The organism is Kitasatospora sp. NPDC051170, from assembly GCF_044455705.1.
In the GTDB taxonomy this organism is placed as follows: domain Bacteria; phylum Actinomycetota; class Actinomycetes; order Streptomycetales; family Streptomycetaceae; genus Kitasatospora.
Genome location: NZ_JBITFA010000004.1, coordinates 551493 through 574132, shown reverse-complemented (window position 1 = coordinate 574132; position 22640 = coordinate 551493). Strand labels below are relative to the sequence as shown.

Here is a 22640-nt window from a genome sequence, read left to right as displayed (position 1 = left end):
CGTCAGTCCGCGTGGCTGCGGCCGAGGAACAGCGCGAACACCGGCGGCCTCAACGAGAGCAGCTCCAGCCTCCCGCCGTCCGCCTCCGCGAGGTCGCGGGCGACGGCGAGGCCGATGCCCGTCGAGTTGCGGCCGCTGACCGCCCGCTCGAAGACCCGGTTGCCGAGGTCGGGCGGCACGCCCTGGCCCTGGTCCTGCACCTCGACCACCACCGAGGTGCCGGAGGGCCGCACCCGCAGGGTGATCGTCCCGGCGCCGTGCATCAGCGAGTTCTCGATCAGGGTGGCGAGCACCTGGGCGACCGTCCCCGGGGTGCCGACCACCGTGACGCCGTGCAGGCCCTCCAGGGAGAGCACCCGGCCCTTCTCCCGCAGCGTCGGTCCCCACTCCTCCACCTGCTGCTTGATCACCTCGTCCAGGTCGAAGGCGACGGCGGTGGGGCTGCGCGGGTCGCGCTGGGTGGTGAGCAGCCGCTGGACGACGTCGGTGAGCCGCTCGACCTGCTGGAGGGCGATGGTCGCCTCCTCCTTGACCGTCTCCGGGTCCTCGGCGACGGCGGTGATCTCCTCCAGCCGCATGGACAGCGCGGTCAGCGGGGTGCGCAGCTGGTGCGAGGCGTCCGCGGCGAGGCGGCGTTCGGCGGTGAGCATCCGGGCGATCCGTTCGGCGCTGGTGTCCAGCACCTCGGCGACGCGGTCCAGCTCGGGGACCCCGTAGCGGCGGTCGCGCGGGCGGGGGTCGCCGGAGCCGAGCCGCTCGGCGGTCTCGGCGAGGTCGGTGAGCGGGCGGGCGAGCCGTTTGGCCTGCCAGACGGCGAGGGCGACGGCGGCCTGGATGGCCAGCAGGGCGACGACGCCGAGCAGCAGCAGCATGTTGGCGACCTCGTGGTCGACGTCCTCGCGGGACTGCTCGACGGTGACGATCGCGCCGCTGCTCCCGCGTTCGGCGGCCTTCAGCAGGTGGTTCCCGGCCGGGCGCTCGCCGGCCGAGACGACGTCCTGGCCGGGGAGCTGCACCTCGACGTAGCTGCCGTCGGTGACCTGGCTCTCGAAGGAGTGCCCGTTGACCGCCTCGTTGGCGTTGATCCGGCTCTCGACCAGGGCGAGCACCCGGACGGCCGTGGCGTCGACCCGGTCCCGGGCCGAGTTCACGATGGTGCGCTTCTCGACCAGGGCGAGCGGCACGCAGAACACCACGACCACCACCAGGACGACGCCCAGCAGCGAGTTGATCATCCGGCGTTTCACGCTGCCGCTCCCCGAGGTGTGCTTCCGTCGACCGCTTCCGGCTAATTCTTCTCGAACCGGAAGCCCACGCCGCGCACGGTGGCGATGTAGCGGGGGTTGGCCGCGTCGTCGCCGAGCTTCTTGCGCAGCCAGGAGATGTGCATGTCGAGGGTCTTGGTGGAGGTCCACCAGGTGGTGTCCCAGACCTGCCGCATGATCTCCTCGCGGGTCACGACCCGGCCGGCGTCGCGGACGAGGACGCGCAGCAGCTCGAACTCCTTGGCGGAGAGCGTCAGCTCCTCCTCGCCGAGCCAGGCGCGGTGGGACTCGATGTCGATCTTGACGCCGTGCGCACCGGTGGTGAGCTGGTCGACGTTGCCGCGCCGGAGCAGGGCCCGGACGCGGGCGAGCAGCTCGGCCAGGCGGAAGGGCTTGGTGACGTAGTCGTCGGCACCGGCGTCCAGGCCGACGACGGTGTCCACCTCGTCGGCGCGGGCGGTGAGCACCAGGACGGGGCAGCTCTTGCCGTCCGCGCGCAGCCGGCGGCAGACCTCGAGGCCGTCCATCTCCGGCAGACCGAGGTCGAGGACGACGAGGTCGACCTCCTCCGTGAGGCCGGCGGCGAGCGCGGTCGGACCGTCCTCGCGGACGAGCACCTCGTAGCCCTCGCGTCGCAGGGCCCGGGCGAGGGGTTCGGAGATCGCCGGATCGTCCTCGGCGAGAAGCACACAGGTCATGTGGTGATGGTAGTCCGCCGGGGTATGCCCGTACGTCCTGTGAGGTGTTTCACAGAGCGTGATCGTTATACAGGGGTGTGATCGCGGCCAACAAAGCGCGGCAGACCGGCTGTTCGGCGCAGAATCTGCGCTTGCATCTTTGAACCGAAGGAAGACGCGCCCATCTACCATGGATCAATCGGGAAGATCCGATGCCAACTTTGTTATTAACCCGGCTGATTCACGACGTTTGTCATCTGATAACGCCAAATATCGCCACGTAGAGTGGTTCGAGTCCACGTCCGCCGCACCCCCCTTTGGCGGACGCTGTCAGGCAAGGAACCACTACACATGGCGTCTACGACCCGGGCCGCCGACCTCACGTCGGCCCCCAGCGGCAAGACCTTCCTCGGGCACCCCCGAGGTCTCGCCACGCTGTTCATGACCGAGATGTGGGAGCGCTTCTCCTACTACGGCATGCGCGCCCTGCTCATCTACTACCTGGTCTCCGGTGGCGCCGACGCCGCGGTCGGCAGCCAGGGCGGTGGCCTCGCCAAGTCGGCGGCGCTGGCGACGGCGGTCTACTCCGTCTACGTCTCGATGGTCTACCTCATGGCCTACCCCGGCGGCTGGTTCGGCGACCGGGTCTGGGGCGCCCGCAAGACCGTCGCCATCGCCGGTTTCGTGATCATGTCCGGCCACATCGCGCTGGCCGTCCCGGGCTCGGCGGCGTTCTTCGTCGGCCTGTTCCTGGTCGCGATCGGCTCCGGCCTGCTGAAGGCCAACATCTCCACGATGGTCGGCCACCTCTACAACGGCCCGGACGACCCGCGCCGCGACGGTGGCTTCACCGTCTTCTACATGAGCATCAACCTCGGTGCCTTCGCCGCCCCGTTCATCATCGGGACCATCGGCAAGGAGTACAACTGGCACCTGGGCTTCGGCCTCGCCGCGGTCGGCATGGCCTTCGGCCTCGTCCAGTTCCTGCTGGGCAGCCGCCACCTGAGCGCCAGGAGCAGCGTCGTCCCGAACCCGCTCAAGCCCGAGGAGACCAAGCGCCTCCTGGTCAAGGGCGGCCTCATCGTCCTCGCCATCGCGGTCTTCTACGGCGTCGTCGCCGGCCTGGGCTTCTACACCCTGAACTGGGCCCTCGTCCCGCTGACCATCGCCGGTCTGCTCATCCCGGTCATCGTCCTGACCCGCATCAAGCGCGACAAGGACCTCACCGTCGGCGAGCAGTCCAAGATGTCCGCGTACATCTGGTTCTTCGTCGCGGCCGCCGTGTTCTGGATGATCTACGACCAGGGCGGCTCGACCCTGTCGCTGTTCGCCGACAAGAAGACCGCGGACTCCGTGTTCGGCTTCGGCTTCTCCGCCACCTGGTACCAGTCGCTGAACCCGCTGTTCGTCATGGCGCTCGCCCCCGTGTTCGCCTTCCTGTGGCTGTGGCTGTCCCGCCGCAACAAGGAGCCGAACACGATCGTGAAGTTCTCGATCGGTCTGGCCCTGATCGGCGCCTCCTTCTTCGTCTTCATCCTCCCGATGACGATGGCCGACGGCGGCACCAAGGTCTCCCCGCTCTGGCTCGTGTCCATCTACCTGATCCAGACCGTCGGCGAGCTCTGCCTCTCCCCCGTCGGCCTGTCGGTCACCACCAAGATGGCCCCGCAGAAGTACGCCTCCCAGATGATGGGCGTCTGGTTCCTCGCCGTCACCGCCGGTGACTGCACCACCAGCCTCCTCTCCCTGGCCGGCGTCAACCTCGACGGCACCACGATCATCGCCGTCCAGGCGGCCCTCGCCGTCCTCGCCGGCTTCGCGGTGTACACGTACCGCAAGAAGGTCCAGGCCCTCATGGGCGACGTCCACTGACGTTCACCCCATACGGCTCCGGGGCCGTCGCGGATTCCTGAGATCCGCGACGGCCCCGGTGGTTTTCCCCGGACCTCAGGGTTGCGGGGCGCCGGAGCTGCTCGGGGGCATCAGGCAGGGGGTATTGATCCGGAACATGAGGTCCCCGGACTGCATGGTCTCCAGCGTCATCAGGTAACGGCTGGACTTCTGGTAGGCGTCGACGATGACGTCGATCCTCCCGCTGTCCACCTTCTCCCGGTACCCGGCGATCTCGAAGCCCTCCTTCTCCAGCTCCGCCCGGACCTTGCGTGCCGCCTCCGGGTGCTGCTCCAGTGGGAACGGCGCATAGCCCGCGTACGACATGACGAAGCGGCCGTCGTCCCGCATCTCGCCCTCCTTGCCGACGCAGTCCCGGTACGAGGTCCGGGCTCCCTCCGGCCTGATGGTGGTGCCGACGAGCTGCGCCAGGTAGTCGGTCGTCCGCTTGGCCCAGCTCAGGGCCTCCTCCCGGCTCTTCACCGGCAGCGGGTCGTCCGGACCGGCACCTTTCGCGTGGTCCTGGGACACACAGCCTCCGATCAGTGAGGAGAGGGAGAGGAGCAGTGCGACCGCGACGCCCGTGCGCCGCGCGGTTGCCCGGACCACGGTCACCGACCTCCCGCGCCGGGCACGTTGTAGGGCGGGACGACGAAGTGCCCCTCGATCTTCTTCGGGGCCTGGAGCGGATCGGCTCCGACGATGATGCGGCCCTGGTTCATGAGGGTGATGCTGCCCTCGTCCCAGTAGCCGCTGTGCCCACTGGTGTCGATCTGGATGTTGTGCCCCCCGAACACGTCACTCCTCGGGTCGCGCCCCAGGGTGAGCCCGGACGCGAAACGAATGGGGTCGTCGTTCGCCGTGCCGACCCAGACGTGATCGGTGCTGATGTGGAGCTTTCCGGCATCCGGCACGATCATGCCCGGACTGGCGAGCGCGATGATGTCGTCCGCCCCGAGCCCCGCGCCCCCGGAGGCGGCCGCGCCGACCGCCGTCGTGCCGTAGCTGTGGCCGATCACGGTGAGGTGGCTGTGGTGGTCGCCCTGCGCGATGCGAAGGCCCTCGGTGAACTGGCGCATCGGCGCGGCGCCGTCCTTGGCGCGGTCCGTGTCCGCGACGGAGAAGTTCTCGGGCGGGATCTCGGGTGCGTCGTAGCCGAGCCAGGAGATCACGGCGACCTTCTTGGTGCCCTGGCAGGCGTCACTGGCCGCTTCCTGCGTGGCGTCGATGCGCTTGATCTCGCGCGGCATGCTGGCGATCGTCGTGTCGGTCCCCGGGACGACAACGGCGGTGTGGTCCGCAGTGTCGGGGTTGCCCATCGAGACGATCGCGTGCCCGTGCCCGTTCGGGTCCAGGCCGAGCAGGAAGAGCTGCTTGCCCTCGGGGGCGCCGTCCTGCTCCGCGAGCCGGTCCCGCAGTGCGCGGAGGCCCGCCTGCTGCTTGTTGTACTCCTCGGAGGTCAGGTTGCTCTCGCGCGCGTGGCCCGCCTCGCTCTTGTCCAACTGCTGATCGAGGGACAGCCGGTTGGCCTCGTCCCGTACGGCGGACGGCAGCCCGTCCATGGCGCCGATCCGGCCCGGGTGGAGGGCGATGAAGTCCGCCTGCTGGTCGGGGGTCAGGGTCTTCCACCAGGCGGCGGCCTTCTGCGGGTCCGTGTTGTCCGGGACGGAGAGGCCGTCGAGCCCGAGCGCCTTCTCGACCGCGTCACCGACACCGGCCGTGGCGGCCACCGCGCCGAACACCCGGGGCTGGGTGAGGATGCCGGGGTCGCGGTTCTCCAGCACCTCCTTGCCCTTGTCGCTGGCGGCCTGCGCGTCCGACAGCGCCTTGTCGATGCGCTGCTGGAGCTGCTTGCACTGGTCCAACTGGGCCTTGCGTTCCGGCAGTTCACCAGGGTCGTGCGCCTCGGCGAAGCTCAGCTTCGGGGGGTTCACGGTGCCGTCCGGGCCCACCGTCAGGCTCCACTCCTGAGCGCGCTGGACGGCGTTCTTCAGGTTGGTCTGCGCCTGGTACATCCGGTCCGCGACCGTATTGAGGGTGAGCGCGATGGCCGCGGCCTCCACCCGGACGATCTCCACCATCTCCTCGGTGCGGCGCATGGTCCAGAAGGCGGTCTCCGCGTCCTTCCCCTGCCAGTGCATCTGCCGCAGCGGCCCGTCCACCTGACTCCGGTGCCTCGTCCCGGCGGAACGGGTCGCGTTCGCCAGACCGTGCCAGGACTTGGCCGCCGCGTGCAGGCCCGCCGGGTCGAAGCGCATCAGCAGCTCGAACCGGTTGACCGCCGCCGGCCCGCTCACGGGGCCCCCTTCGGCTTCACGTCCGACGGCTCCGCGATCTTGTTCTTCTGCCAGACGTCGGTGACGGCGTCCTCATGACCGGTGTACGCCTGGGCGGTGGCGACGAGATTGTCCGCCGTCTTCCCGAACCGCTCCCGGACGGTCGCCAGAACGGGATCCCAGGCGGTCGCCACCTGCTCCAGCGCAGCGACCACCGACCAGCCCGCCGACTGCCCGACCGCCGCATGGCTGTCGGTGATCGCAGCCGTGCACGCCTTGCCCAGATCCTCCCCGATACTGCGAGCCACCCCCGCCGACGCGTTCAACTCCGCCGGCCTCACGATGACGGTGCCCATTTCGCCCTCCCCCAGGCTCCTGGATGCTTTCGGGCCACCGTACTTGCCAGACCGTCAGCCCACGTCCGAAAGCCCGAGAACCTTCACGCCCGTCCCCACCCTGCCGGGTGGGAACGGGCGGTGTGCTCCGTCTCCGCCGGTCAGCAGCTCAGGTTGGAGCCGGTGGGGACCCCCAGGATCGAGGTGAACGTGGTGTACGCGTTGACCCGGGACTGGACCTGGGCGGGGTTGCCGCCGTTGCACTCGAGAGAGCCGTTGATGGAGCGGATGGTCTCGCCGAAGCCGGCGCTGTTGACCATGGCGTTGTGCGGGGTCATGGTGCCCGGGCCGTTCTGGGTCATCCAGTACCAGATGCCGGTCTTCCAGGCGACGGCCGCGTCGGTCTGCACCAGGTTCGGGTTGTGGAGCAGGTCGATGCCCAGCGCGTCACCCGCGGCCTTGTAGTTGAAGTTCCAGCTGAGCTGGATCGGGCCACGGCCGTAGTACGCGGCCTGGCCGGCCGGGCAGCCGTAGGGCTGCGAGGCGTCGCAGTAGTGCGGGTAGTTGGAGGTGTTCTGCTCGACGACGTAGACCAGTCCGCCGGTCTCGTGGTTGATGTTGGCGAGGAAGGCGGCGGCTTCCTGCCTCTTCACGGTGTCCGAGCCGGAGTTGGCGAACGCCGGGTAGGCGCTCAGGGCCGTGACCAGGCCGGAGTACGTGTAGAAGGGGTTCCGGTTCGGGAACATCTGGTTGAACTGGGCCTCGGAGACCACGAACCCGCCCGGGTTGGGGGTGGTCGGGCTGGTCGGGGTCGGGCTGGAGCCGCCGCCGGTGCAGGTGTACGGGCTCCAGTACCAGGTGGAGATCGTGGGGTCGTAGCCCGGGTTGTCGTGGGTGGCGATGTAGTACTGGCCGTTGGGCGCGTACTTCACGACCGCGCCGGTGGTGTACTGGGTACCGGCCACCCAGACGGGGTGGTCGCAGGACTGCGGAGTACCGGTGCCGGTCGGGCTCGGGGACGGGTCGCCGCCACCGCCGCAGGCGCCCTGGTCGGACCAGACCCCGGAGCCGCCGGTGCTCGGGGTCTCGCCCTGGGTCCACCACTTGGCGTTCCAGTTGTGCCCGTTGTACGAGGCGGACGCGCCTCCCGTGTACACCTGCGACGCCGAATACGGCGCCGCACAGGCCGAGGCGGCCGTCGAGGCGGTGGGGACCATGACGGCCAGGCCGGTCGCGGCCAGCGCGCCGGCCAGCAGCGCGGCGATCTTCTGCTTGTTCAATGCCACTCCTTGTGGGGGTAAGGACGGGGCAGGGCAGGGAGCCCGCAGCGACTCAACTCCGAATGGTCCAGACCTGTCAATAGATTCGGACCGCCCCGGGTCCAGGTGAAGGAGAGCTGATCTCATGGCACGGACGGAGTTCTACGACGACCCCGACGCTCCCAAGCCGAACCGGCTGGTTGTGGCAGCGTCGGCGGTGGTGACAGATACCGAAGGACGCATCCTGCTCCAGCGGCGTACTGACAACGGGCTGTACGCGCTGCCGGGCGGAGCGATGGACCTCGGTGAGTCGCTTCCCGGCACGGCCGTCCGGGAGGTGCGTGAGGAGACCGGGCTCGACATCGAGATCACGGGACTCGTCGGCACGTACACCGATCCCCGGCACGTGATCGCCTACTCGGACGGCGAGGTCCGGCAGCAGTTCAACATCTGCTTCACTGCGCGCATCACGGGTGGGGAACTGCGGATCTCGGACGAGTCCACCGACCTCCGGTTCGTCGCGCCCGGCGAGATCGAGGGCCTTCCGATGCACCGCACCCAGCGCCTCAGGCTCCAGCACTTCCTGGAGCACCGGACGATCCCCCACCTCGGCTGACGAACGGTGTACCCGCGAGGCCCTCGCCCGGGGTGGGCGAGGGCCTTCGCGTGGGCTCAGTGGTGGTCGTCGCGGTCCTCGGGGCGGGGCGTCCTGAGGGTGGCCACGACGCCGAGGGCCACGGTGGCGATCGCGAGGAAGAGGAGCGCGATGAGGATCGCGCCGACGAAGAACTTCACGGGTAGCACGGATCGTCGAGATCCAGGTCGCGAAGGAGGTGGAGGAGGTTGAGCAGGGTGCTCACCGGGGCGTTGCCGAAGTTGACGAGGGTGTAGCCGTCGAGCGTCCTCTCGCCGGGCGAGGCGGAGCCCCAGAGGAGGCCGTGCGACAGGCCGCGCCGGTGCAACTCGCCGAGGAGTTCCATGATGTGGGGGCCGGTGCAGTCGCGCGTGCTGGGGTCGCCCGCCGGGACGGGTTCGCCGATCATGCGGCGAAGTCCAGCTCGTACCAGGTGGTCTTGCCGCGCTTCTGCGGGTCGACACCCCACCGGTGGGTGAGGCCGTCGACGAGCTGGAGCCCCCGGCCGCTCTCGGCGAGTCCGGAGGACGGCCGGAGACGGGGGACGACGTCGGACTCGTCGAAGACGGCGACCCGCAGGGTGCCGCCGACGAGGGAGAACCAGACGACGGGCGAGGGGGTGTCGCCGTGCCGCCAGGCGTTGGAGATGAGCTCCACCAGGGCGAGTTCGGCATTGAAGATGGTTTCGGGGTCCCAGCCGTTGCCGGTCAGGACGTCTCGCAGGGCCAGCCGGGAGAGGGCGAGCGAGGGGTTGTTACGGGTGCACACGGGAACCTCCGTGAGGCTGTGGTGTGGGAGAGGAGAGAGACGGCGGATACGTCGCCGTGAGCCAGGCCAGAGTGGGGCTGGTTGCTCTTCGGTGCGCGGGCAGCAGGCGCCTACTGCCGTGAAGGCAGGCGTTGTTGACGATCCATCGGATCGACCTGAGCACGACGATAGCGCGGATCGCCACAGTTTTGTGGCGATCCGCGCAAGGTTCCCTCTAACGAGGCTGTCGACGTGCGGCACACTGGTCCCAGAACCTGCAGAAGGGACGCCATGGCGCTTCGATCGAACCCGACCATCCGCCAACTGCGCCTGGGAGCCGAGTTGCGCAGGATGCGGGAGCAGGCGGGCCTGGGCGGCAGTCAGCTCGCCCGCGCTTTGGGCATCAACCCAGCCCATGTGACGCAGATGGAGAGCGGCAGGACCGGGATCAGCGTCGAACGCCTTCGCACAGTCGCCGCACGATGCATGTGTGTCAACGAACCTCTGATCGAGGCGCTCGCGAGCATCATCACGGACCGAGACAAAGGCGGCTGGTGGGAGGAGTACCGCGGACGGCTCTCACAGGACTTCCTTGAGGTTGCCGAGATCGAGAGTCACGCACGAGGTCTCTCCGCCTACACGATGGCCTTCATCCACGGACTACTTCAAACCAACGCCTATGCCTCCGCCGTCTTCGCTCGCTCCTATCCGCCCCTTCCCGGCCATGAGGTCGATCTGAGGGCAACCTTTCGCTTGCGGCGCCAACAGATCATCCGCTCTGAATCGACTCCGTTCACTGCCTACATCCATGAAGCGGCGCTACGCATGCAGTTCAGCGGAGCCAAGGTCCAATCAGAGCAACTCGCTGCCCTTGTCGAAGCCTCCGAGCAGCCCAACATCTCGATTCGAGTCGTGCTGTTCGAGGTGGATACAGCTCCGCTCCCCAATGAGAACTTCACGTACGTCGCGGGCCCGGTTCAGGAGCTCGACACAGTTCAGACGGACTCCGAGGTTGGCAACCTGCTGTTCGATGCACCGGCCCACACAGCCCGATTCAGATCACTACTCGCCCAGCTCGGCTCGGCCGCCCTCTCGGATTCGGAGTCCCGAGAGTTCATTCGCTCGATCAAGAAGGAAATGGAAAGCAAGCATGCATAACTCCACCTGGCAGAAATCAAGCTACTCCGGTTCAAACGCATCCTGCGTCGAGGTCCGTACGGCCGAGGGAGCGATCGAACTCCGCGAGTCCGACGAAGGCGACGTCATCGTCCACACCACCCGTGGCAAGTTCGCCGACCTCCTCCAGGGCGCCAAGGCGGGCGAGTTCGACCACCACGCCACCACCGCCTGAGCACGTCGCCCCGTCGAGCACCGGCTCGACGGGGCGACGAGAAGCAACGGGTCCGTCTCGGGTCGTCAGGACACCCCTGTGCGCGCGGCAAACTCCCGCACGCCGGCCACCGCTGCCGGGGCGTACAACAGGTCCGCTGTGAGCGCCCGCAGAGCGGGCCTTCGCACCTCCTCCGGAGCGACCTGCTCGGTGAACCGCAACGCCGCGAACGTCCTGCGCTGGTCTCCGAGGTTGTGCCACATCCGCGCGCAGTCCGTACCGTACCGGGCCCGACGCTCGGCCGTGGGCAGTTGCCCCGGCGTGATCCGCGCCGCATACAGCACGCCCTCTTCGGGAGTGCCCATCGCCGTGTGCACCCCGATCCAGTACAGATTCAGCTGGGCACTCGTGGCGTCGACCGTGAACAGCGGGGTACCCGGTCGAACTCCGGCACCCGGCAAGCGGTCCACCGCGTCGCCAGCACCCGCCATAAGGTCGAGGGCGTCACCTCGTCGTTGCCCACATGCCGCCGTGTAGGCGGCAGTCATCAGCAGGGTTGCCGCCACGGCCCGGGACACGTCGTCCCGGGCCGTGGCGAGCGAGTCAGCAGTACGACGCAGGAGATCGACAGCAGCGACGGGACGGCCGGAACGCCGCATCGTGATCGCCAGAACGCGTGCCGCCTCACCCTGCACCACCGGGTCGCCACTGGCCTGGGCCGCTGCCAGCGCCCGGTCCGCTGCAGGCCACGCGACATCGGAGTGAGCCTTCAACGCGAGCTCGGTCGCCAACACCCAGGCTCGGGCCACACACGCATGGGCCTCCTCGCGGGACCGGCCGGACAACGCCTCTCGGGTCGCCTGCGCGGAGCCCAGCAAGCCAGGCAGCTCATCGCCGAGCTGCCGGTAGCGAGCCGTCGTGAACTGCGCACGCGCCGAAGACAGTGTCGCCTTGAGCTGCTGCAACGATGTGGCCTCGGATGTCTCAGGCTCGTACAGGGCCCTGACGATCCGGGCCGACGCATCCGGGCGCGCAGCGGCCGCCGAAGTGGTCGAAAGGGCCGATGCCCCGGCCGCCGCCATGCCGGCCACGAGCAGTTGCCTGCGGAGCATGGCGTCCTCCTGATCCGGGATCACATCCTGCGCCAGGGTAGCCGGTCGCCCCAGCCCGAGGGCTTCAAGCGGCAGGTCCAACACCCGGGTGATCAGCAGAAGCGCCCGCTCGGTCGGGCGGAGCGCGCCCGCCTCAACCCGGCTGATCGCGGAGGCCGAGTAGCCGCATGCCAGACCCAGTTGGGCCTGGGTCATCCGTCGTGCACATCGGGCGGCCCTGATGGCCGTCCCAAGCCGACGCTGACGTGACACGGTGTCGCCTTTCGAGTGCAAGGAGTACTCACGGTATCGACAGGACGGCACACGGGGGCAGAGCGCGCACGGGGTGTGCGGTGCACGCACACCCCGTGCGGAAGCCCCTCAGTTGCGCCCGATTCCGGTCCTCGGCGGGGTTCTCTGGGTGTTGCCCGGCCGGCGCACCCCAGCCACTCCGTCCCGAGGGGATACGTCATGTGCACCATGATCGACAAGCCCGTCACCGCGACTGAGCCCACTGCCACCCCGGCGCCCAGTACCCTGCTGGAGCGGGCCGACGAGCCCAGCGCCCGCGCCTGCCCGGTCTGCGGATCGGGCGCCACCTACCAGACGATCGACGGCCGATGGGGCTGCACCACCTGCGGCTCCACCTGGGCCTGACCCGGGGAGGACCCCATGGCGGCCTGCACCCAGTGCTCCGCTCCTGCGGTGATCGAAGACCTCGACGCACAGCCGCCGACACCCTGGTGCCTTGGCTGCGCGACCGCCCTCGTGCGAGCCGGAGATCCGGTGCTCAACTACCGCCCGCTCAACGGCGGAACCGACTACCAGCACATCCTGGCCGGCGGCAGCACCCAAGTCCTGCCCTTCGGCTGACCGGCACCACATCGAGGCGGCCCGCTCCCTGCTCGCAGGGAGCGGGCCGCTCATGAGGTGGGCCCGGCCTTGCAGACCTGCTCGCATCACTCACGGGTCGAATGGGCACAGGCGCCAGGCGGCCGCCAGCTCGGGCTAATCGAGCTTCGCGAGTCGGATGACGCCGACATCGTCGTCCGTACGACTCGCCCCAAGTTCGCTGCGCTTCTCCAGAGCGCGCAGGCTGGCGAGTTCGACCACCACACCACGCGCCGAAGCGAATCGTTCCGGCGGCCTCTTGCGGGCAGCAAGAGGCCGCCGGCAAAAACCACGCCCGCTCCGCTCAGCCGACCGGGAGACGGTCCATGAGGTCGCTGACACCATCCACCTGCCGGTAGGGCCTGAAGCCCAGAGCGAGTTCGCGCACCAGGGTGACGCACCGTTCGGCGCCGATCCGGGTGGCGAGGTCGAGAGACTGGTTCGCGACGGCAACGGCTTGCTCGACCTCGCGGGCCTTCAACAAGCTCCGGGCCTCGTAGGTCAGGAAGATCCCACGGGTCTTGTCACGAGAGCGCGGCAGCAGGCTCATGCCCTCACCAATCCGGGCGTGCGCCTCCTCCGTACGGCCGAGGTCGAGCATGCACTGGCCGGAGTCGACGGCCAGGTCCGCCGTACTCATCCACCGGCACCAGGCCGGTGCCGGGTCGGGGCTGTCGGTCAGCAACGCGACCTCCGCAGCGGCCAGGTCGCGATGGCAGTCGGCGGAGGCCCCCATGGCCGCGTGCGCGCGGGCCCGGCGGAGGTGGAGCAGGGAACGGGCGGTGGGGTGCCGGGTATGGATGAGCGCCTGGCTGAGCGGTTCGACGGCGGCGTCGGGCTGTGTGAGCCAGATCGACTGGTAGGCGAAGTCGGACAGGATCCCTGCGCCGAGGTCGCGGTCACGCGCGGCGTGCGCGTTGGTGAGGGCCGCGTTCCAGAGCTTGCCCGCCGCGAAGTGGTGCCCCTGGTCGAAGCGGTGCCAGCCGCACGTGCTGGCCATGGAGGCGGCCAGCAGGTGAAGCCGCCGGCCCACGGGTTCGGTGTAGCGGCCCTTCTCGAGCAAGTCGGTGACCATGTCGAGCTGGGCATCCATCAGCTTCGCAGTGTGCTGCCGCTGTTCAGTGGGCAGAGCGGTCAGCTTGGCGCTGGTCTCCTCCAACCAGTCGACCAGTTCGCCGTCGACCAGCTTGCCGTTCAGGGCTGAGGTGAGCCGGTCGGGTTCGAGGGTGGCCCACCGGGTGGACAACCCGGCCAGGGCGAGCGCGCTGAAGGTCATGAAGCTGCGGCGACGATGGTCCATGGCGGCTCTCTGTGCGTCTCGAAGTGCGTGGACGGTGAACGCCGATCCGAGCGGCACCGGCTGCTCCTGACCCGGGAGCCAGTGCGGCCAGTCGAAGGCTTCCAGGTCGGCGATCGGGACGTCGAAGGCTTCGGCGATGAGCAGTTGGGATTCGATGCTGGGCGTCTTCCGCCAGTTCTCCCACTTGCTGACGGCGGCCTTGTCGGTGCCGGAACGAAGCCCCTCGGGCCTGCTCCTGGCAGCGCGGTGGATGCGGGCCGCGAGGTCGGTCTGGGACCAGCCGCGAAGCGCGCGGGCATACGCGAGGGGGTGCCGGATCTGGTCGTCCACGGGCCCAATCCCATCATCGACTGTGACCGCGAGCCTACTGCGAGCAATAGCGGGACAACCCTGGGACTACGGACAACGCCTGGATGGTGACCGCGAGTTGGGCTCTACTCGTCGTGCACCGACATGTTCCTTCACGAAGCGGAAGGAGTCCGCGCATGAAACGACGCGCTGCGGTCAACGGCCTCGGCCACCAGACGATCGAAGACCACTTGCGGCACCGGCAGGAACAGGTCCAGATCCGGGGGTTCACTCGTGCCGGTGAGCTGCTGGATACCGTGGCCCCGGATCGCGTGGTCGCCGCCGTTCCCCACCACGCAGTCCGGAGGGCTGAGATGACCACCACCCGACACACCTCCGCGCACACGGCCACCGACCGACTCCACGGCCGAGCGGCCGTCCGCGGATTCCTGGAGGGCCCCGAACTGACGGCGGCGGACCTGAGTATGGTCCTGCTGGTCCGCGAGGACGGCGAGGACGGTGACCGGCCCATGCCGACCGTCACCGCCGCCGAGATCCCCAAGATCGTTCGGAGCCTGGCCGTCGTCGGCGTCCGCTCGGTGAAGGTGTTCGCCAACAGCCTCGTGCGCGACCAGCATGCGTCCGGCGCCATCGCGCCGGACAGCCTGATGGTGCGGGCGATCCGCGCCGTCAAGGACACCGAGCCCGGCATGGCCGTGATGACGGAGAACTGCCTGTGCGGGCACACCGACACCGGCGAGTGCCACCTGAGCACCGGCGGCCGGATCAACCTCGGCGCGACTGCCGAGCTGATCGCTGCCCAGGCCGTCATCCAGGCCGAGGCCGGGGCCGACATCGTGGGACCTGCAGCGATGACCGAGGGCACCACCTGGGCCGTGCGCCGGGCCCTGGACGAGGCCGGTCACCGGGACGTGGCGACCATGCCGCACCTGATCTTCGACTCCGCCCTCTACGAGGGCTACCGCACCACCATGCGGGCCACCCCCGCCTCCGGCGCACGCCGCCCGTTCCAGATCAGCCCCCGTAGCCCGGAGACCGCCGTGGACACGGGCCTGGCGTTCCTCAGCGAGGGCGCGGACATGCTGCTGCTGGAGCCCGGGATGCTGTCGGTGGACGTCCTCACGGCCCTCAGGCGCCGCACCCAGGCGCCGTTGATGCCGTTCTCCGTCTCCGGCGAGTACCTGCGCCTTGCTCCGATCGACCAGGCCACCGGACAGCGGGACTTCCGCCCCCTGACTGAGCTGTTCACGATGCTCAAACGGGCCGGGGCGGAACGGATCATCACCTACGCGGCCCTGGACCTCGCCCGCCTGCATGCCTAAACGGTAGCGGTGGGCCGTACCTCCGCGAGGATTCCCTCCACGCCCTGAGCCAACAAGAGACGGGCCACCTGCACGCCCAGTTTCTCCGGCTCGCCCAGCGAGCCGGAGAGGCGGGCGTCCACTTGCCGCTTGCCGTCGAGGGAGGTGACCTGCCCGTACAGGGTCAATACATCACCGTCGACCTTCCCGTAAGCGCCGATCGGGACCGAGCACCCTCCGTGGAGCTCGGCGAGCATCGCGCGTTCGGCGCGCACCTCCGCTTCCACCACCAAGTCACCGGCCGTGGAGAGGATCTTGCGAGCCAGATCGTTGTCCTCGCGGATCTGGATGCCCAGGGCGCCTTGGCCCGGCGACGGGGGGAACTGCTCGATCGGCAGAAGCTCGCCGATCGCGTCGTCCAGGCTGAGGCGCTTGAGCCCGGCAGCCGCGAGCACCACGGCGTCCAGGCTCATGGTCTTGAGCTTGTTCAGCCGGGGCGGGACGTTGCCGCGGATCGGCACCGGCACCAGGTCCGGGCGTACGTGCAGGAGCTGGGCGATCCGGCGGGCCGCCCCGGTGCCGATCCTGGCGCCCTGCGGAAGGCCGGCCAGCGTGCTCCCGCACAGCGCGTCCCGCACGTCCTCCCGCCCCGGCGGGGGCAACAGCACCAGGCCGGGAGGGCTGGTAGTGGGCAGGTCCTTGAGGCTGTGCACGATCACGTCGACCTCGCCGACGACGAGGGCGGCTTCCTGGTTGGTAGAGAACGCCGACCCTCCGGAGCGGACGGAGACCTGCGACAGGGCTGCCCGGCGGTCCTGGTCGCCGCCTTCCAGGATCACCTGGTGACGGAAGACGACACCGGGGAAGCGCTCTCGCAGCGGCGCCAGGAACTCCCGCACCTGAGCTCGTGCCAGGTGACTGGCCCGGGACCCCACCACCAGTGTGCTCATACGCCAACTCCCGGCCTTGGACGAGATGTTGACGCGATGCTACCTGCATCGAACACATCCGGTTTCCGACGTTATGTCGGAAACCGGGGAAAGGAGTCCCAGCGCAAATCGTTCCGGTGGCCTCTTGCGGGATGCAAGAGGCCACCGGCAAAGATCTGGGTCCTCGTCGTGGCGCCCCAGACTCGTTCTGCTCCGCCACAACGCATGTCAACAAGGCCCGTCGAGACCGTATCCGCAACCGCGCCGCCGCCCAGTCCGCTGCCGGAGCGGGCCGACCGACTCAACACCCGCCACTGCCCGGTCTGCGGATCGGGTGCCGACCCTGATCCGGGGAGGAATCGATGGCAGCCTGCTGCACGCAGTGCTCCAGCCCTGCGGTGATCGAGGATCTCGACGCGCAGCCGCCAAAGCCCTGGTGCCTCGGATGCGCGACGGCCCTCGTCCGGGCCGGCGATCCGGTGCTCAACTACCGCCCGCTCAACGGCGGAACCGAGTACCCGCACATCCTGGCCGGTGGCAGCACCGAGGTCCTGCCCTTCGGCTGACAGGCAGGCCGAAGCGGCCTCCTGCCACCCCGGCAACGAGTCGTACTCGCTGAAACCACTGCGGTGGCGCCGGGCTCGGTCCGGCGCCACCGCAGCCCGCAGGAGTGGACTTCGCCCAAATCTCGGCACCAGCGCGTACCCAGCGCGAGGATGACCGGGTGACGCCCCCTTCCCCGGCACCGGACCTGTGGCACCACTACGGCCGCGCCCGCTCCGAGACGGACCGGGCCGTCCCCGGCACCTTCCACTGGGTCTGGGATCAGCACGGCGGGCCAGGGGCCGAGGTACTGGGAGACATCACCGGCCTCGTGGTGGCCGACCTCGGCGCAGGTGCCGCCCGTCATGCCGCGCACCTCGTCACCCACCACACTCCGGCCCGTGTGGACGCCGTCGAGGCCTCCCCCGCCCAGCACGCGATGGCCTGCGACCTGTACGGCCACCTCGCACCGCGTCTTCGCGCGGTGCACGCGGACGCGGCCGCGCACCTGGACGCGCATCCTGGCGAGTACGACGTGGTCTACTCGGTGTTCGGCAGCCTCGACTTCGCCGATCCCCGCCAGCTCCTCCCAGCAGCTGCTCGCGCCCTGCGGCCCGGCGGATTGCTGGCCTCCTCCACCCTGGGTCACTACCTCGGTGGAGCACCCGCTGAGCCGGACGTCCGGCCCGCCGACATTCCGGCCCTCGCCCAGGACGGCACCACGACGACCATGCGCCGCTGGGTTCTCCAGGGGACCGTCTGGACGAAGCTGCTCGGCGAGTCCGGGTTCACGAACATCACCATCTCCCGGCTCCCTCCCACCGAACCGAGTGCACGCGCGGCCGATAGCCTGCTTGTCCGCGCCCACCGTCAGCCCTGAACGTCGCCCCGTCGAGCAGCGGCTCGACGGGGCGACGTGACGTACTGAGGGGCTCACACCTCGCGAAGATCAGCGACCACACAAGGAGCTGCAGTGACTGTCCCCTCGCCCGAGTTCGCGGCCGGCCTGGCCGCCGATGCCGAAGCCGCTGGGATCACCGGTTTCGTCGCCGCCGCAGTGATCAGCCACGACGGCCGGGTCCTGCTCGTCCGTCGCAACCCCGACGACTACATGGGCGGGATGTGGGAGATCCCCTCCGGAAAGGTCGACGTCGGGGAGAGCATCCTGGAGGCCCTCCATCGGGAGACCACCGAAGAGACCGGCCTGACGGTCAACCAGATCGTGGGTTACCGCGGGCACTTCGACTATGAAAACAGTCGCGGCGGCACCACCCGCCAGTTCAACTTCGCCGTCACCGTGGAGAAGACCGAGCCGGTCGTCCTCACCGAACACGACGCCCACCAGTGGGCACTCCCGAGCAAGCTTCCCGAGGTCAGCGACGCAGTCCGCAACCTGCTCACCCCCTGAGCAGGAGCCATCGGACGATGAGCTCCTTCCGGCGGCCTCTTGCGGGGAGCAAGAGGCCGCCGGGAAAGATCTGGCCCCTCAACGGCGAACCTATGAGGAGCGGCGTAAGGATCTCAGCGGCCCAGCGGGCCGAGAACCGCTGGACGTGATCAGACAATCAGGCCGGAACCTCGTGGGTCGGCGAAGGCACGACACATGGGCGGAGGACCATGAGCGAGTCCTCCAAGGTCGCCACCATGGCGAAGGGGAACCGGTCGAGCTCGATGCAGAGTGCGACGTCATCAGGATGAACCCCTTGACGCACGCCCTCCGCGAGCTCGGTCGCAGCGCGTGACTCGGCAGCGCGGCGGAGGAACTCACCGGCATCCGTCTCCGCCCCGGCGGCCCTGCGGGCGATGTACTCAGCACATGCCAGGTCTTCATCGGCCTGCCCGTCCTCGCCGGTGACCACGAACGTGACATCGTCACGCCCTCGCGCCCGCAGGAGCTGGGCCGTTGCCTCCGCCACCACGAAGCTGGCGCACAGCACCAGCGACGCTTCCTTCACCGCGAGGGCGCCGACCGTCCCCGCCGTAGTCTTCTGCACCACGGTCCGCCCGCCCAGCTCAACCGACCGAAGCAAGCCCGGTGAGTTGACCGCGTCGAACCCGGGCGCGGGCGGGCCGTCCTTGAGCGCCACCCAGCCCGGGTGGCGAGCCTTGAGCGCCAGGGCGTCATCCAGCGACTCGGCGAGGACGATCTTCTCCGCACCCTGGGCAAAGGCCCAGGCAGCCACGGTGAAGGCACGCATGACATCGACGACGACCGCCACGGACGGGACTTCTGCCAACTCGGGAATGCCGAGGAAACGAGCGTTCATCCGGTCATGATCACGCACGCCCAGCCGAGGCGTCAGGCCAATAAAGCAGCCCGCTCCCTGCGCGCCGGGAGCGGGCCTCCGCGGGGGCCGCCGGACCGGAACAGATGGTTCCGGAATTCGTGACAACCTGATCCGGCCCACATCTGGTTCCACCGGATGTGGGAGACACGACAGGAACAGGAACACGATGGCAAGGACACGACGGTGACGGACCCGGCTCCGGATTTCGAGGAGTTCGTGGTCGGGTGCGGGCCTCGTCTGATCCGGGTGGCCTGGCTGCTGACCGGCGACCGGCACCTGGCGGAGGACCTGCTGCAGACCGTCCTCGCCAAGGTGTGGCCGAAGTGGCACCGGCTGGCGGACAACCATCCGGAGGCGTACGTCCGGAAGGCGCTGGTGAACACGCACGCCTCGTGGTGGCGCCGCCGCTGGCGGGGCGAGCTGCCGCACGGCGAGCTGCCGGAGCGCGCGGCGGGCGGGGACCCGTTCGCGGCGGTCGACCTGGAGCAGTCGCTGGCGGCGGCGGTGCGGCGGCTGCCCGCGCGGCAGCGAGCCGTGGTGGTGCTGCGGTACTTCGAGGACCTGAGTGTGGAGGAGGTCGCCATGACGCTCGGCTGCAGCACCGGCACGGTGAAGAGCCAGGCGTCCCGGGCGCTGCGCACACTGCAGAGCCGGCTGCCGGTGGACGAACAGGCCTGGGGCGGTGAGCGGCGTGTACGGAGCTGACCAGCGACCCGATCCGGACCGGACCCCGGGCGGCGAGGAGGCGGCCATGCGGCTGTTCCTGGAGCTGACGGTGCCCCGGCTGCCCGCTCCCGAGCAGCGGATGCGCCAGCTCCGGCAGCGCGTGGTGCGGCGACGGCGGCGACGGGCCGCCGCCACCACCGTCGGGTCGGCCGCCGCTGCCGCGGTGACGGCGTTCGTGCTGGCCACCTCGTCCGGTACCCCGGCGCTCGCGCCGCCGCCGGCCGCGCTCGCCCCCGCCGCGGGCAACCCGACCCCGTGGACGGAGATCCAGGTCCCGGCGGTCGCCGGGCTGGAGTACCGGCTGCCGCCCGGGTGGCACGACTCCGCCGGGTCGGCGATCGGGACGGCGGAGCCGGTCGCCTTCGCCACCACCGAACCGCTGCCGACGGGCGAGTCGGCCTGCCCGAAGCCGACGGACTTCAAGGCCCCGTACTGCCCACTGCTCAACCACCTGCGGCCGGGCGGGGGGCTGGTCGTCTTCCAGACCCTGCCGGAGTCCGAGCAGATCCCCGCAGCCGACGCCCTGAAGCTCACCGAGACAGCTCCGTCACCCGCCTGCCGAGGGGTCGGCGGCACCCGTGAACTGGCGGGCAGCATCCCGACCGGGCAGGCGGGCCCGGAGACGCGGTTCGTGCTGTCCGTCTGCCTGAACGGCACCGCTGAGTCGACGCTCGCCCAGGCCAGGGGCATCGCGGCATCGATCAGCCTCGGCCACTTCCCGGGCTGAGCCCGGCCACTCCGACACCTTCTCCGGCTCCGAAAGGGCTGAAGCATGTCCTCTGCACGCCGTCTCACGGCAGGTGCGATCCTCCTGGCCCTGACCGCGCTCACCGGGTGCGGCCAGCTCGGGGCCCACAGCGTCCGGCTGGGGAATCCGGCCGGACGGACCGCCGCCCCGTCCCCGGCCACCGACGTCACCCGGGCCGCCCGCCCGATGCCGGCGGCGGACCAGGCGGTGCCCACCCCCGCCGCCACTATCCCCGCCACGACGGCCGCCCCCGCCCCGGGCCAGCTCGTCGGCCTCGGGCCGCACCTCCTCGCCGCGATACCGGCGGACAGTGGGCAGGTGCTTCTGGTCACCGGCTCGGGACGGGACTCCTCGACCGCCACCGCCGTCCTCTACCAGCGCTCGGCGGCGGGCTGGCAGCCCGGGTCGATCTGGGCCGCCCACAACGGCCACGACGGCTGGACCGCCGACCACCGCCTGAACGACTACCGCTCCCCCATCGGCGTCTTCGGCCTCACCGACGCGGGCGGCCGACTGCCCACCCCCGGGAGTCTGCTGCCCTACAACCACTCGAACGGCTTCACCGTCAGCGGGCAGGGATTCAACGGCGAACCACTGGCCGGCTCCTTCGACTACGTGGTCGCGATCAACTACAACCGCGTCCCCGGGACCTCCCCGCTCGACCGGACCAAGCCGATGGGCACCGACCGGGGTGGCGGCATCTGGGTCCACGTGGACCACGGCGGCCCGACCCACGCCTGCGTCAGCCTCAGCGCCGACCATATGAAGGAGCTGCTGCACACCCTCGACCCGGCCCGGCACCCGGTGATCGTGATGGGCGACGCCGCATCGCTCGCGGCGTAGCCGCCGGACGGCCGTGCGGGACCGCCGGAGCATGTCGCCCCGTCGAGCAGCGGCTCGACGGGGCGACGTTGGCCTGGGGGGGTCAGAGCTCGCGGACTCCCGCGCGCCAGACGGCGGCCGTGAGCGGGACGCCGGGGCGGTAGGCCAGGTGGACGTGGGAGGGGGCGTCGAGCAGGAGCAGGTCGGCGCGGGCGCCGACCGTGATGCTCCCGACGTCGGTGCGGCGGAGGGCGTGGGCGCCGCCTGCCGTCGCGGCCCACACCGCCTCGTCGGGGGTCATGCCCATTTCCCGTACGGCCACCGCGATGCAGAAGGCCATGGAGCTCGTGAAGCTGGAGCCGGGGTTGCAGTCGGTGGACAGCGCCACCACGGCACCCGCGTCGAGCAGGCGACGGCCGCTCGGGTACTCGGCTCGGGTGGAGAACTCCGCACCGGGGAGCAGGGTGGCGACGGTGCCCGAGCCGGCGAGGGCAGCCACGTCCTCGTCCGTCAGGTGGGTGCAGTGGTCCGCCGAGGCCGCGCCCAGTTCGACGGCGAGTTGCACGCCGGGGCCGTACGTGAGCTGGTTGGCGTGCACTCGCGGCGTGAGGCCGCGCTCGATGCCCGCCGTCAGGACGGCCCGCGCCTGGTCCCCGTCGAAGGCGCCCTTCTCGCAGAACACGTCCACCCAACGGGCGTGCGGAGCGCAGGCGTCGAGCATCTCGCCGGTCACCAGGTCCACGTAGCCCGCCGGGTCCTCGGCGTACTCGGGAGCGACGACATGCGCGCCCAGGTACGTCGTCTCCGGGGTGTGCTGCGCGGCGATGCGCAGAGCCCGGGCCTCGTCCTCGACCGTCAGCCCGTAGCCGGACTTGCACTCGATCGTGGTCGTCCCCTGCCGCAGCGCCTCCCGCACGAACCGCGCCAGGTTGGCGTCGAGTTCGGCATCCGACGCGGCCCGGGTGGCCGCCACCGTCGTCCGGATCCCGCCCGCCGTGTACGCCTGCCCCGACATCCGGGCGTTGAACTCCGCCGTACGGTCACCCGCGAACACCAGGTGCGCATGCGAGTCCACGAACCCGGGCAGCAGCGCCCGCCCCTCGGCGTCGAACCGCTCGTCCGCCGACGGGGCCTGCGCAGCCGGGCCGACCCAGGCGACGCGGTCGCCCTCGACCACCACGGCCGCGTCGGCCAGCAGGCCGAGCGGCCCGGTACCGAGCCCGGGATCGTTGGTGACCAGGCTGCCGATGCCGGTGATCACGGTGGTCTTGGTGCTCAA

General features: G+C 69.9%; 27 protein-coding genes. 13 read left to right on the top strand and 14 right to left on the bottom strand.

The genetic code is table 11. The features are described from left to right. Positions 1 to 2: 2 nt before the first annotated feature. Entirely contained in the window at positions 3 to 1247 is a 1245-nt protein-coding gene (locus ACIBCA_RS12855) for an ATP-binding protein (protein ID WP_396282877.1), read from the bottom strand. A 41-nt stretch (positions 1248 to 1288) separates the two neighbouring features. Further along, positions 1289 to 1963: a response regulator transcription factor gene (locus ACIBCA_RS12850; RefSeq protein WP_030290974.1), complete on the bottom strand. Its 675-nt coding sequence runs from the start codon at positions 1961 to 1963 to the stop codon at positions 1289 to 1291. A 330-nt stretch (positions 1964 to 2293) separates the two neighbouring features. Between ACIBCA_RS12850 and ACIBCA_RS12845 the strand changes: the two genes are divergently transcribed. Continuing rightward, on the top strand, positions 2294 to 3814 hold the full coding sequence (locus ACIBCA_RS12845) for a peptide MFS transporter (protein ID WP_396282876.1): 1521 nt from the start codon (positions 2294 to 2296) through the stop codon (positions 3812 to 3814). A gap of 75 nt (positions 3815 to 3889) precedes the next feature. Here the strand turns inward: ACIBCA_RS12845 and ACIBCA_RS12840 are convergent, their stop codons facing one another. The 4 genes from ACIBCA_RS12840 to ACIBCA_RS12825 form a co-directional block, all read right to left on the bottom strand. Then, positions 3890 to 4441, bottom strand: a complete 552-nt coding sequence (locus ACIBCA_RS12840) for a hypothetical protein (protein ID WP_396282875.1) — start codon at positions 4439 to 4441, stop codon at positions 3890 to 3892. A 2-nt stretch (positions 4442 to 4443) separates the two neighbouring features. Beyond that, the gene (locus ACIBCA_RS12835; protein ID WP_396282874.1) at positions 4444 to 6129 is read right to left on the bottom strand and encodes an alpha/beta hydrolase; all 1686 of its coding nucleotides are present in this window, start codon (positions 6127 to 6129) and stop codon (positions 4444 to 4446) included. Beyond that, the gene (locus tag ACIBCA_RS12830; RefSeq protein WP_396282873.1) at positions 6126 to 6464 is read right to left on the bottom strand and encodes a hypothetical protein; all 339 of its coding nucleotides are present in this window, start codon (positions 6462 to 6464) and stop codon (positions 6126 to 6128) included. Before ACIBCA_RS12830 ends, ACIBCA_RS12835 begins: the two co-directional genes overlap by 4 nt. A 140-nt stretch (positions 6465 to 6604) precedes the next feature. Next, positions 6605 to 7723 (bottom strand): glycoside hydrolase family 19 protein, encoded by a 1119-nt coding sequence (locus tag ACIBCA_RS12825; RefSeq protein ID WP_396282872.1) that lies wholly within the window; start codon positions 7721 to 7723, stop codon positions 6605 to 6607. A gap of 124 nt (positions 7724 to 7847) precedes the next feature. On the opposite strand from ACIBCA_RS12825, the gene ACIBCA_RS12820 reads away from it, so the two are divergent. Beyond that, on the top strand, positions 7848 to 8318 hold the full coding sequence (locus ACIBCA_RS12820) for an NUDIX domain-containing protein (RefSeq protein ID WP_396282871.1): 471 nt from the start codon (positions 7848 to 7850) through the stop codon (positions 8316 to 8318). A gap of 56 nt (positions 8319 to 8374) precedes the next feature. On the opposite strand, the gene ACIBCA_RS12815 is transcribed toward ACIBCA_RS12820, so the two are convergent. The 3 genes from ACIBCA_RS12815 to ACIBCA_RS12805 are packed head-to-tail and all read right to left on the bottom strand — an operon-like array spanning position 8375 to position 9104. Continuing rightward, entirely contained in the window at positions 8375 to 8497 is a 123-nt protein-coding gene (locus ACIBCA_RS12815; protein ID WP_396282870.1) for a hypothetical protein, read from the bottom strand. Continuing rightward, complete coding sequence (locus ACIBCA_RS12810) at positions 8494 to 8745, bottom strand: hypothetical protein (RefSeq protein WP_396282869.1); 252 nt, start codon at positions 8743 to 8745, stop codon at positions 8494 to 8496. The genes ACIBCA_RS12815 and ACIBCA_RS12810 overlap by 4 nt, the downstream gene beginning before the upstream one ends. Further along, on the bottom strand, positions 8742 to 9104 hold the full coding sequence (locus ACIBCA_RS12805) for an ATP-binding protein (RefSeq protein ID WP_396282868.1): 363 nt from the start codon (positions 9102 to 9104) through the stop codon (positions 8742 to 8744). The genes ACIBCA_RS12810 and ACIBCA_RS12805 overlap by 4 nt, the downstream gene beginning before the upstream one ends. 270 nt (positions 9105 to 9374) lie before the next feature. Between ACIBCA_RS12805 and ACIBCA_RS12800 the strand changes: the two genes are divergently transcribed. Then, positions 9375 to 10241 (top strand): helix-turn-helix domain-containing protein, encoded by an 867-nt coding sequence (locus ACIBCA_RS12800; protein ID WP_396282867.1) that lies wholly within the window; start codon positions 9375 to 9377, stop codon positions 10239 to 10241. Next, the gene (locus ACIBCA_RS12795) at positions 10234 to 10434 is read left to right on the top strand and encodes a DUF397 domain-containing protein (protein WP_396282866.1); all 201 of its coding nucleotides are present in this window, start codon (positions 10234 to 10236) and stop codon (positions 10432 to 10434) included. The genes ACIBCA_RS12800 and ACIBCA_RS12795 overlap by 8 nt, the downstream gene beginning before the upstream one ends. A 65-nt stretch (positions 10435 to 10499) precedes the next feature. Here ACIBCA_RS12795 and ACIBCA_RS12790 read toward each other — a convergent pair whose 3' ends face one another. Continuing rightward, a complete protein-coding gene (locus ACIBCA_RS12790; protein ID WP_396282865.1) occupies positions 10500 to 11777 on the bottom strand; it encodes a helix-turn-helix domain-containing protein in 1278 nt (425 codons plus the stop codon). A gap of 198 nt (positions 11778 to 11975) precedes the next feature. On the opposite strand from ACIBCA_RS12790, the gene ACIBCA_RS12785 reads away from it, so the two are divergent. Together ACIBCA_RS12785 and ACIBCA_RS12780 are read left to right on the top strand one after the other, a co-directional pair. Then, positions 11976 to 12161 carry a hypothetical protein gene (locus ACIBCA_RS12785; protein ID WP_396282864.1) on the top strand — a complete coding sequence of 62 codons (186 nt, stop codon included), beginning with the start codon at positions 11976 to 11978 and terminating at the stop codon, positions 12159 to 12161. Positions 12162 to 12176: 15 nt separating this feature from the next. Continuing rightward, positions 12177 to 12377, top strand: a complete 201-nt coding sequence (locus ACIBCA_RS12780) for a hypothetical protein (protein WP_396282863.1) — start codon at positions 12177 to 12179, stop codon at positions 12375 to 12377. A gap of 322 nt (positions 12378 to 12699) precedes the next feature. Here the strand turns inward: ACIBCA_RS12780 and ACIBCA_RS12775 are convergent, their stop codons facing one another. Then, positions 12700 to 14025, bottom strand: a complete 1326-nt coding sequence (locus ACIBCA_RS12775) for a helix-turn-helix transcriptional regulator (RefSeq protein ID WP_396282862.1) — start codon at positions 14023 to 14025, stop codon at positions 12700 to 12702. A 332-nt stretch (positions 14026 to 14357) separates the two neighbouring features. Here ACIBCA_RS12775 and ACIBCA_RS12770 point away from each other — a divergent pair, with 332 nt between their 5' ends. After that, a complete protein-coding gene (locus ACIBCA_RS12770) occupies positions 14358 to 15326 on the top strand; it encodes a hypothetical protein (protein ID WP_396282861.1) in 969 nt (322 codons plus the stop codon). On the opposite strand, the gene hemC is transcribed toward ACIBCA_RS12770, so the two are convergent. Further along, positions 15323 to 16255, bottom strand: coding sequence for a hydroxymethylbilane synthase (hemC, locus tag ACIBCA_RS12765; protein WP_396282860.1), 933 nt, complete (start codon positions 16253 to 16255; stop codon positions 15323 to 15325). The two genes, ACIBCA_RS12770 and hemC, sit on opposite strands and share 4 nt — an antisense overlap. A gap of 341 nt (positions 16256 to 16596) precedes the next feature. Between hemC and ACIBCA_RS12760 the strand changes: the two genes are divergently transcribed. The 3 genes from ACIBCA_RS12760 to ACIBCA_RS12750 all read left to right on the top strand — a co-directional run bounded on the left by ACIBCA_RS12760 (position 16597) and on the right by ACIBCA_RS12750 (position 18185). Continuing rightward, positions 16597 to 16800 carry a hypothetical protein gene (locus ACIBCA_RS12760; RefSeq protein ID WP_396282859.1) on the top strand — a complete coding sequence of 68 codons (204 nt, stop codon included), beginning with the start codon at positions 16597 to 16599 and terminating at the stop codon, positions 16798 to 16800. A gap of 158 nt (positions 16801 to 16958) precedes the next feature. After that, positions 16959 to 17657 carry a class I SAM-dependent methyltransferase gene (locus ACIBCA_RS12755; protein ID WP_396282858.1) on the top strand — a complete coding sequence of 233 codons (699 nt, stop codon included), beginning with the start codon at positions 16959 to 16961 and terminating at the stop codon, positions 17655 to 17657. A 93-nt stretch (positions 17658 to 17750) separates the two neighbouring features. Then, positions 17751 to 18185, top strand: coding sequence for an NUDIX hydrolase (locus ACIBCA_RS12750; protein WP_396282857.1), 435 nt, complete (start codon positions 17751 to 17753; stop codon positions 18183 to 18185). 157 nt (positions 18186 to 18342) lie between these two features. Here ACIBCA_RS12750 and ACIBCA_RS12745 read toward each other — a convergent pair whose 3' ends face one another. Then, positions 18343 to 19044, bottom strand: coding sequence for a 2-phosphosulfolactate phosphatase (locus ACIBCA_RS12745; RefSeq protein WP_396282856.1), 702 nt, complete (start codon positions 19042 to 19044; stop codon positions 18343 to 18345). A 204-nt stretch (positions 19045 to 19248) separates the two neighbouring features. On the opposite strand from ACIBCA_RS12745, the gene ACIBCA_RS12740 reads away from it, so the two are divergent. From ACIBCA_RS12740 to ACIBCA_RS12730, 3 genes are read left to right on the top strand one after another with little or no spacing between them, the layout of a single operon-like run. Next, positions 19249 to 19770, top strand: coding sequence for a SigE family RNA polymerase sigma factor (locus tag ACIBCA_RS12740; protein ID WP_396282855.1), 522 nt, complete (start codon positions 19249 to 19251; stop codon positions 19768 to 19770). A gap of 46 nt (positions 19771 to 19816) precedes the next feature. Next, complete coding sequence (locus tag ACIBCA_RS12735; protein WP_396282854.1) at positions 19817 to 20518, top strand: hypothetical protein; 702 nt, start codon at positions 19817 to 19819, stop codon at positions 20516 to 20518. A gap of 45 nt (positions 20519 to 20563) precedes the next feature. Continuing rightward, positions 20564 to 21382: a L,D-transpeptidase family protein gene (locus tag ACIBCA_RS12730; RefSeq protein WP_396282853.1), complete on the top strand. Its 819-nt coding sequence runs from the start codon at positions 20564 to 20566 to the stop codon at positions 21380 to 21382. A gap of 82 nt (positions 21383 to 21464) precedes the next feature. Here ACIBCA_RS12730 and hutI read toward each other — a convergent pair whose 3' ends face one another. Beyond that, positions 21465 to 22640: an imidazolonepropionase gene (hutI, locus tag ACIBCA_RS12725; RefSeq protein WP_396282852.1), complete on the bottom strand. Its 1176-nt coding sequence runs from the start codon at positions 22638 to 22640 to the stop codon at positions 21465 to 21467.

Coding starts and splice junctions, on each gene's coding strand:
- ACIBCA_RS12850 (WP_030290974.1), bottom strand. CDS start 1,963: ATGACCTGTGTGCTTCTCGCCGAGGACGATCCGGCGATCTCCGAACCC.
- ACIBCA_RS12845 (WP_396282876.1), top strand. CDS start 2,294: ATGGCGTCTACGACCCGGGCCGCCGACCTCACGTCGGCCCCCAGCGGC.
- ACIBCA_RS12830 (WP_396282873.1), bottom strand. CDS start 6,464: ATGGGCACCGTCATCGTGAGGCCGGCGGAGTTGAACGCGTCGGCGGGG.
- ACIBCA_RS12820 (WP_396282871.1), top strand. CDS start 7,848: ATGGCACGGACGGAGTTCTACGACGACCCCGACGCTCCCAAGCCGAAC.
- ACIBCA_RS12810 (WP_396282869.1), bottom strand. CDS start 8,745: ATGATCGGCGAACCCGTCCCGGCGGGCGACCCCAGCACGCGCGACTGC.
- ACIBCA_RS12800 (WP_396282867.1), top strand. CDS start 9,375: ATGGCGCTTCGATCGAACCCGACCATCCGCCAACTGCGCCTGGGAGCC.
- ACIBCA_RS12795 (WP_396282866.1), top strand. CDS start 10,234: ATGCATAACTCCACCTGGCAGAAATCAAGCTACTCCGGTTCAAACGCA.
- ACIBCA_RS12785 (WP_396282864.1), top strand. CDS start 11,976: ATGTGCACCATGATCGACAAGCCCGTCACCGCGACTGAGCCCACTGCC.
- ACIBCA_RS12780 (WP_396282863.1), top strand. CDS start 12,177: ATGGCGGCCTGCACCCAGTGCTCCGCTCCTGCGGTGATCGAAGACCTC.
- ACIBCA_RS12770 (WP_396282861.1), top strand. CDS start 14,358: ATGACCACCACCCGACACACCTCCGCGCACACGGCCACCGACCGACTC.
- hemC (WP_396282860.1), bottom strand. CDS start 16,255: ATGAGCACACTGGTGGTGGGGTCCCGGGCCAGTCACCTGGCACGAGCT.
- ACIBCA_RS12760 (WP_396282859.1), top strand. CDS start 16,597: ATGGCAGCCTGCTGCACGCAGTGCTCCAGCCCTGCGGTGATCGAGGAT.
- ACIBCA_RS12745 (WP_396282856.1), bottom strand. CDS start 19,044: ATGAACGCTCGTTTCCTCGGCATTCCCGAGTTGGCAGAAGTCCCGTCC.
- ACIBCA_RS12735 (WP_396282854.1), top strand. CDS start 19,817: ATGCGGCTGTTCCTGGAGCTGACGGTGCCCCGGCTGCCCGCTCCCGAG.
- ACIBCA_RS12730 (WP_396282853.1), top strand. CDS start 20,564: ATGTCCTCTGCACGCCGTCTCACGGCAGGTGCGATCCTCCTGGCCCTG.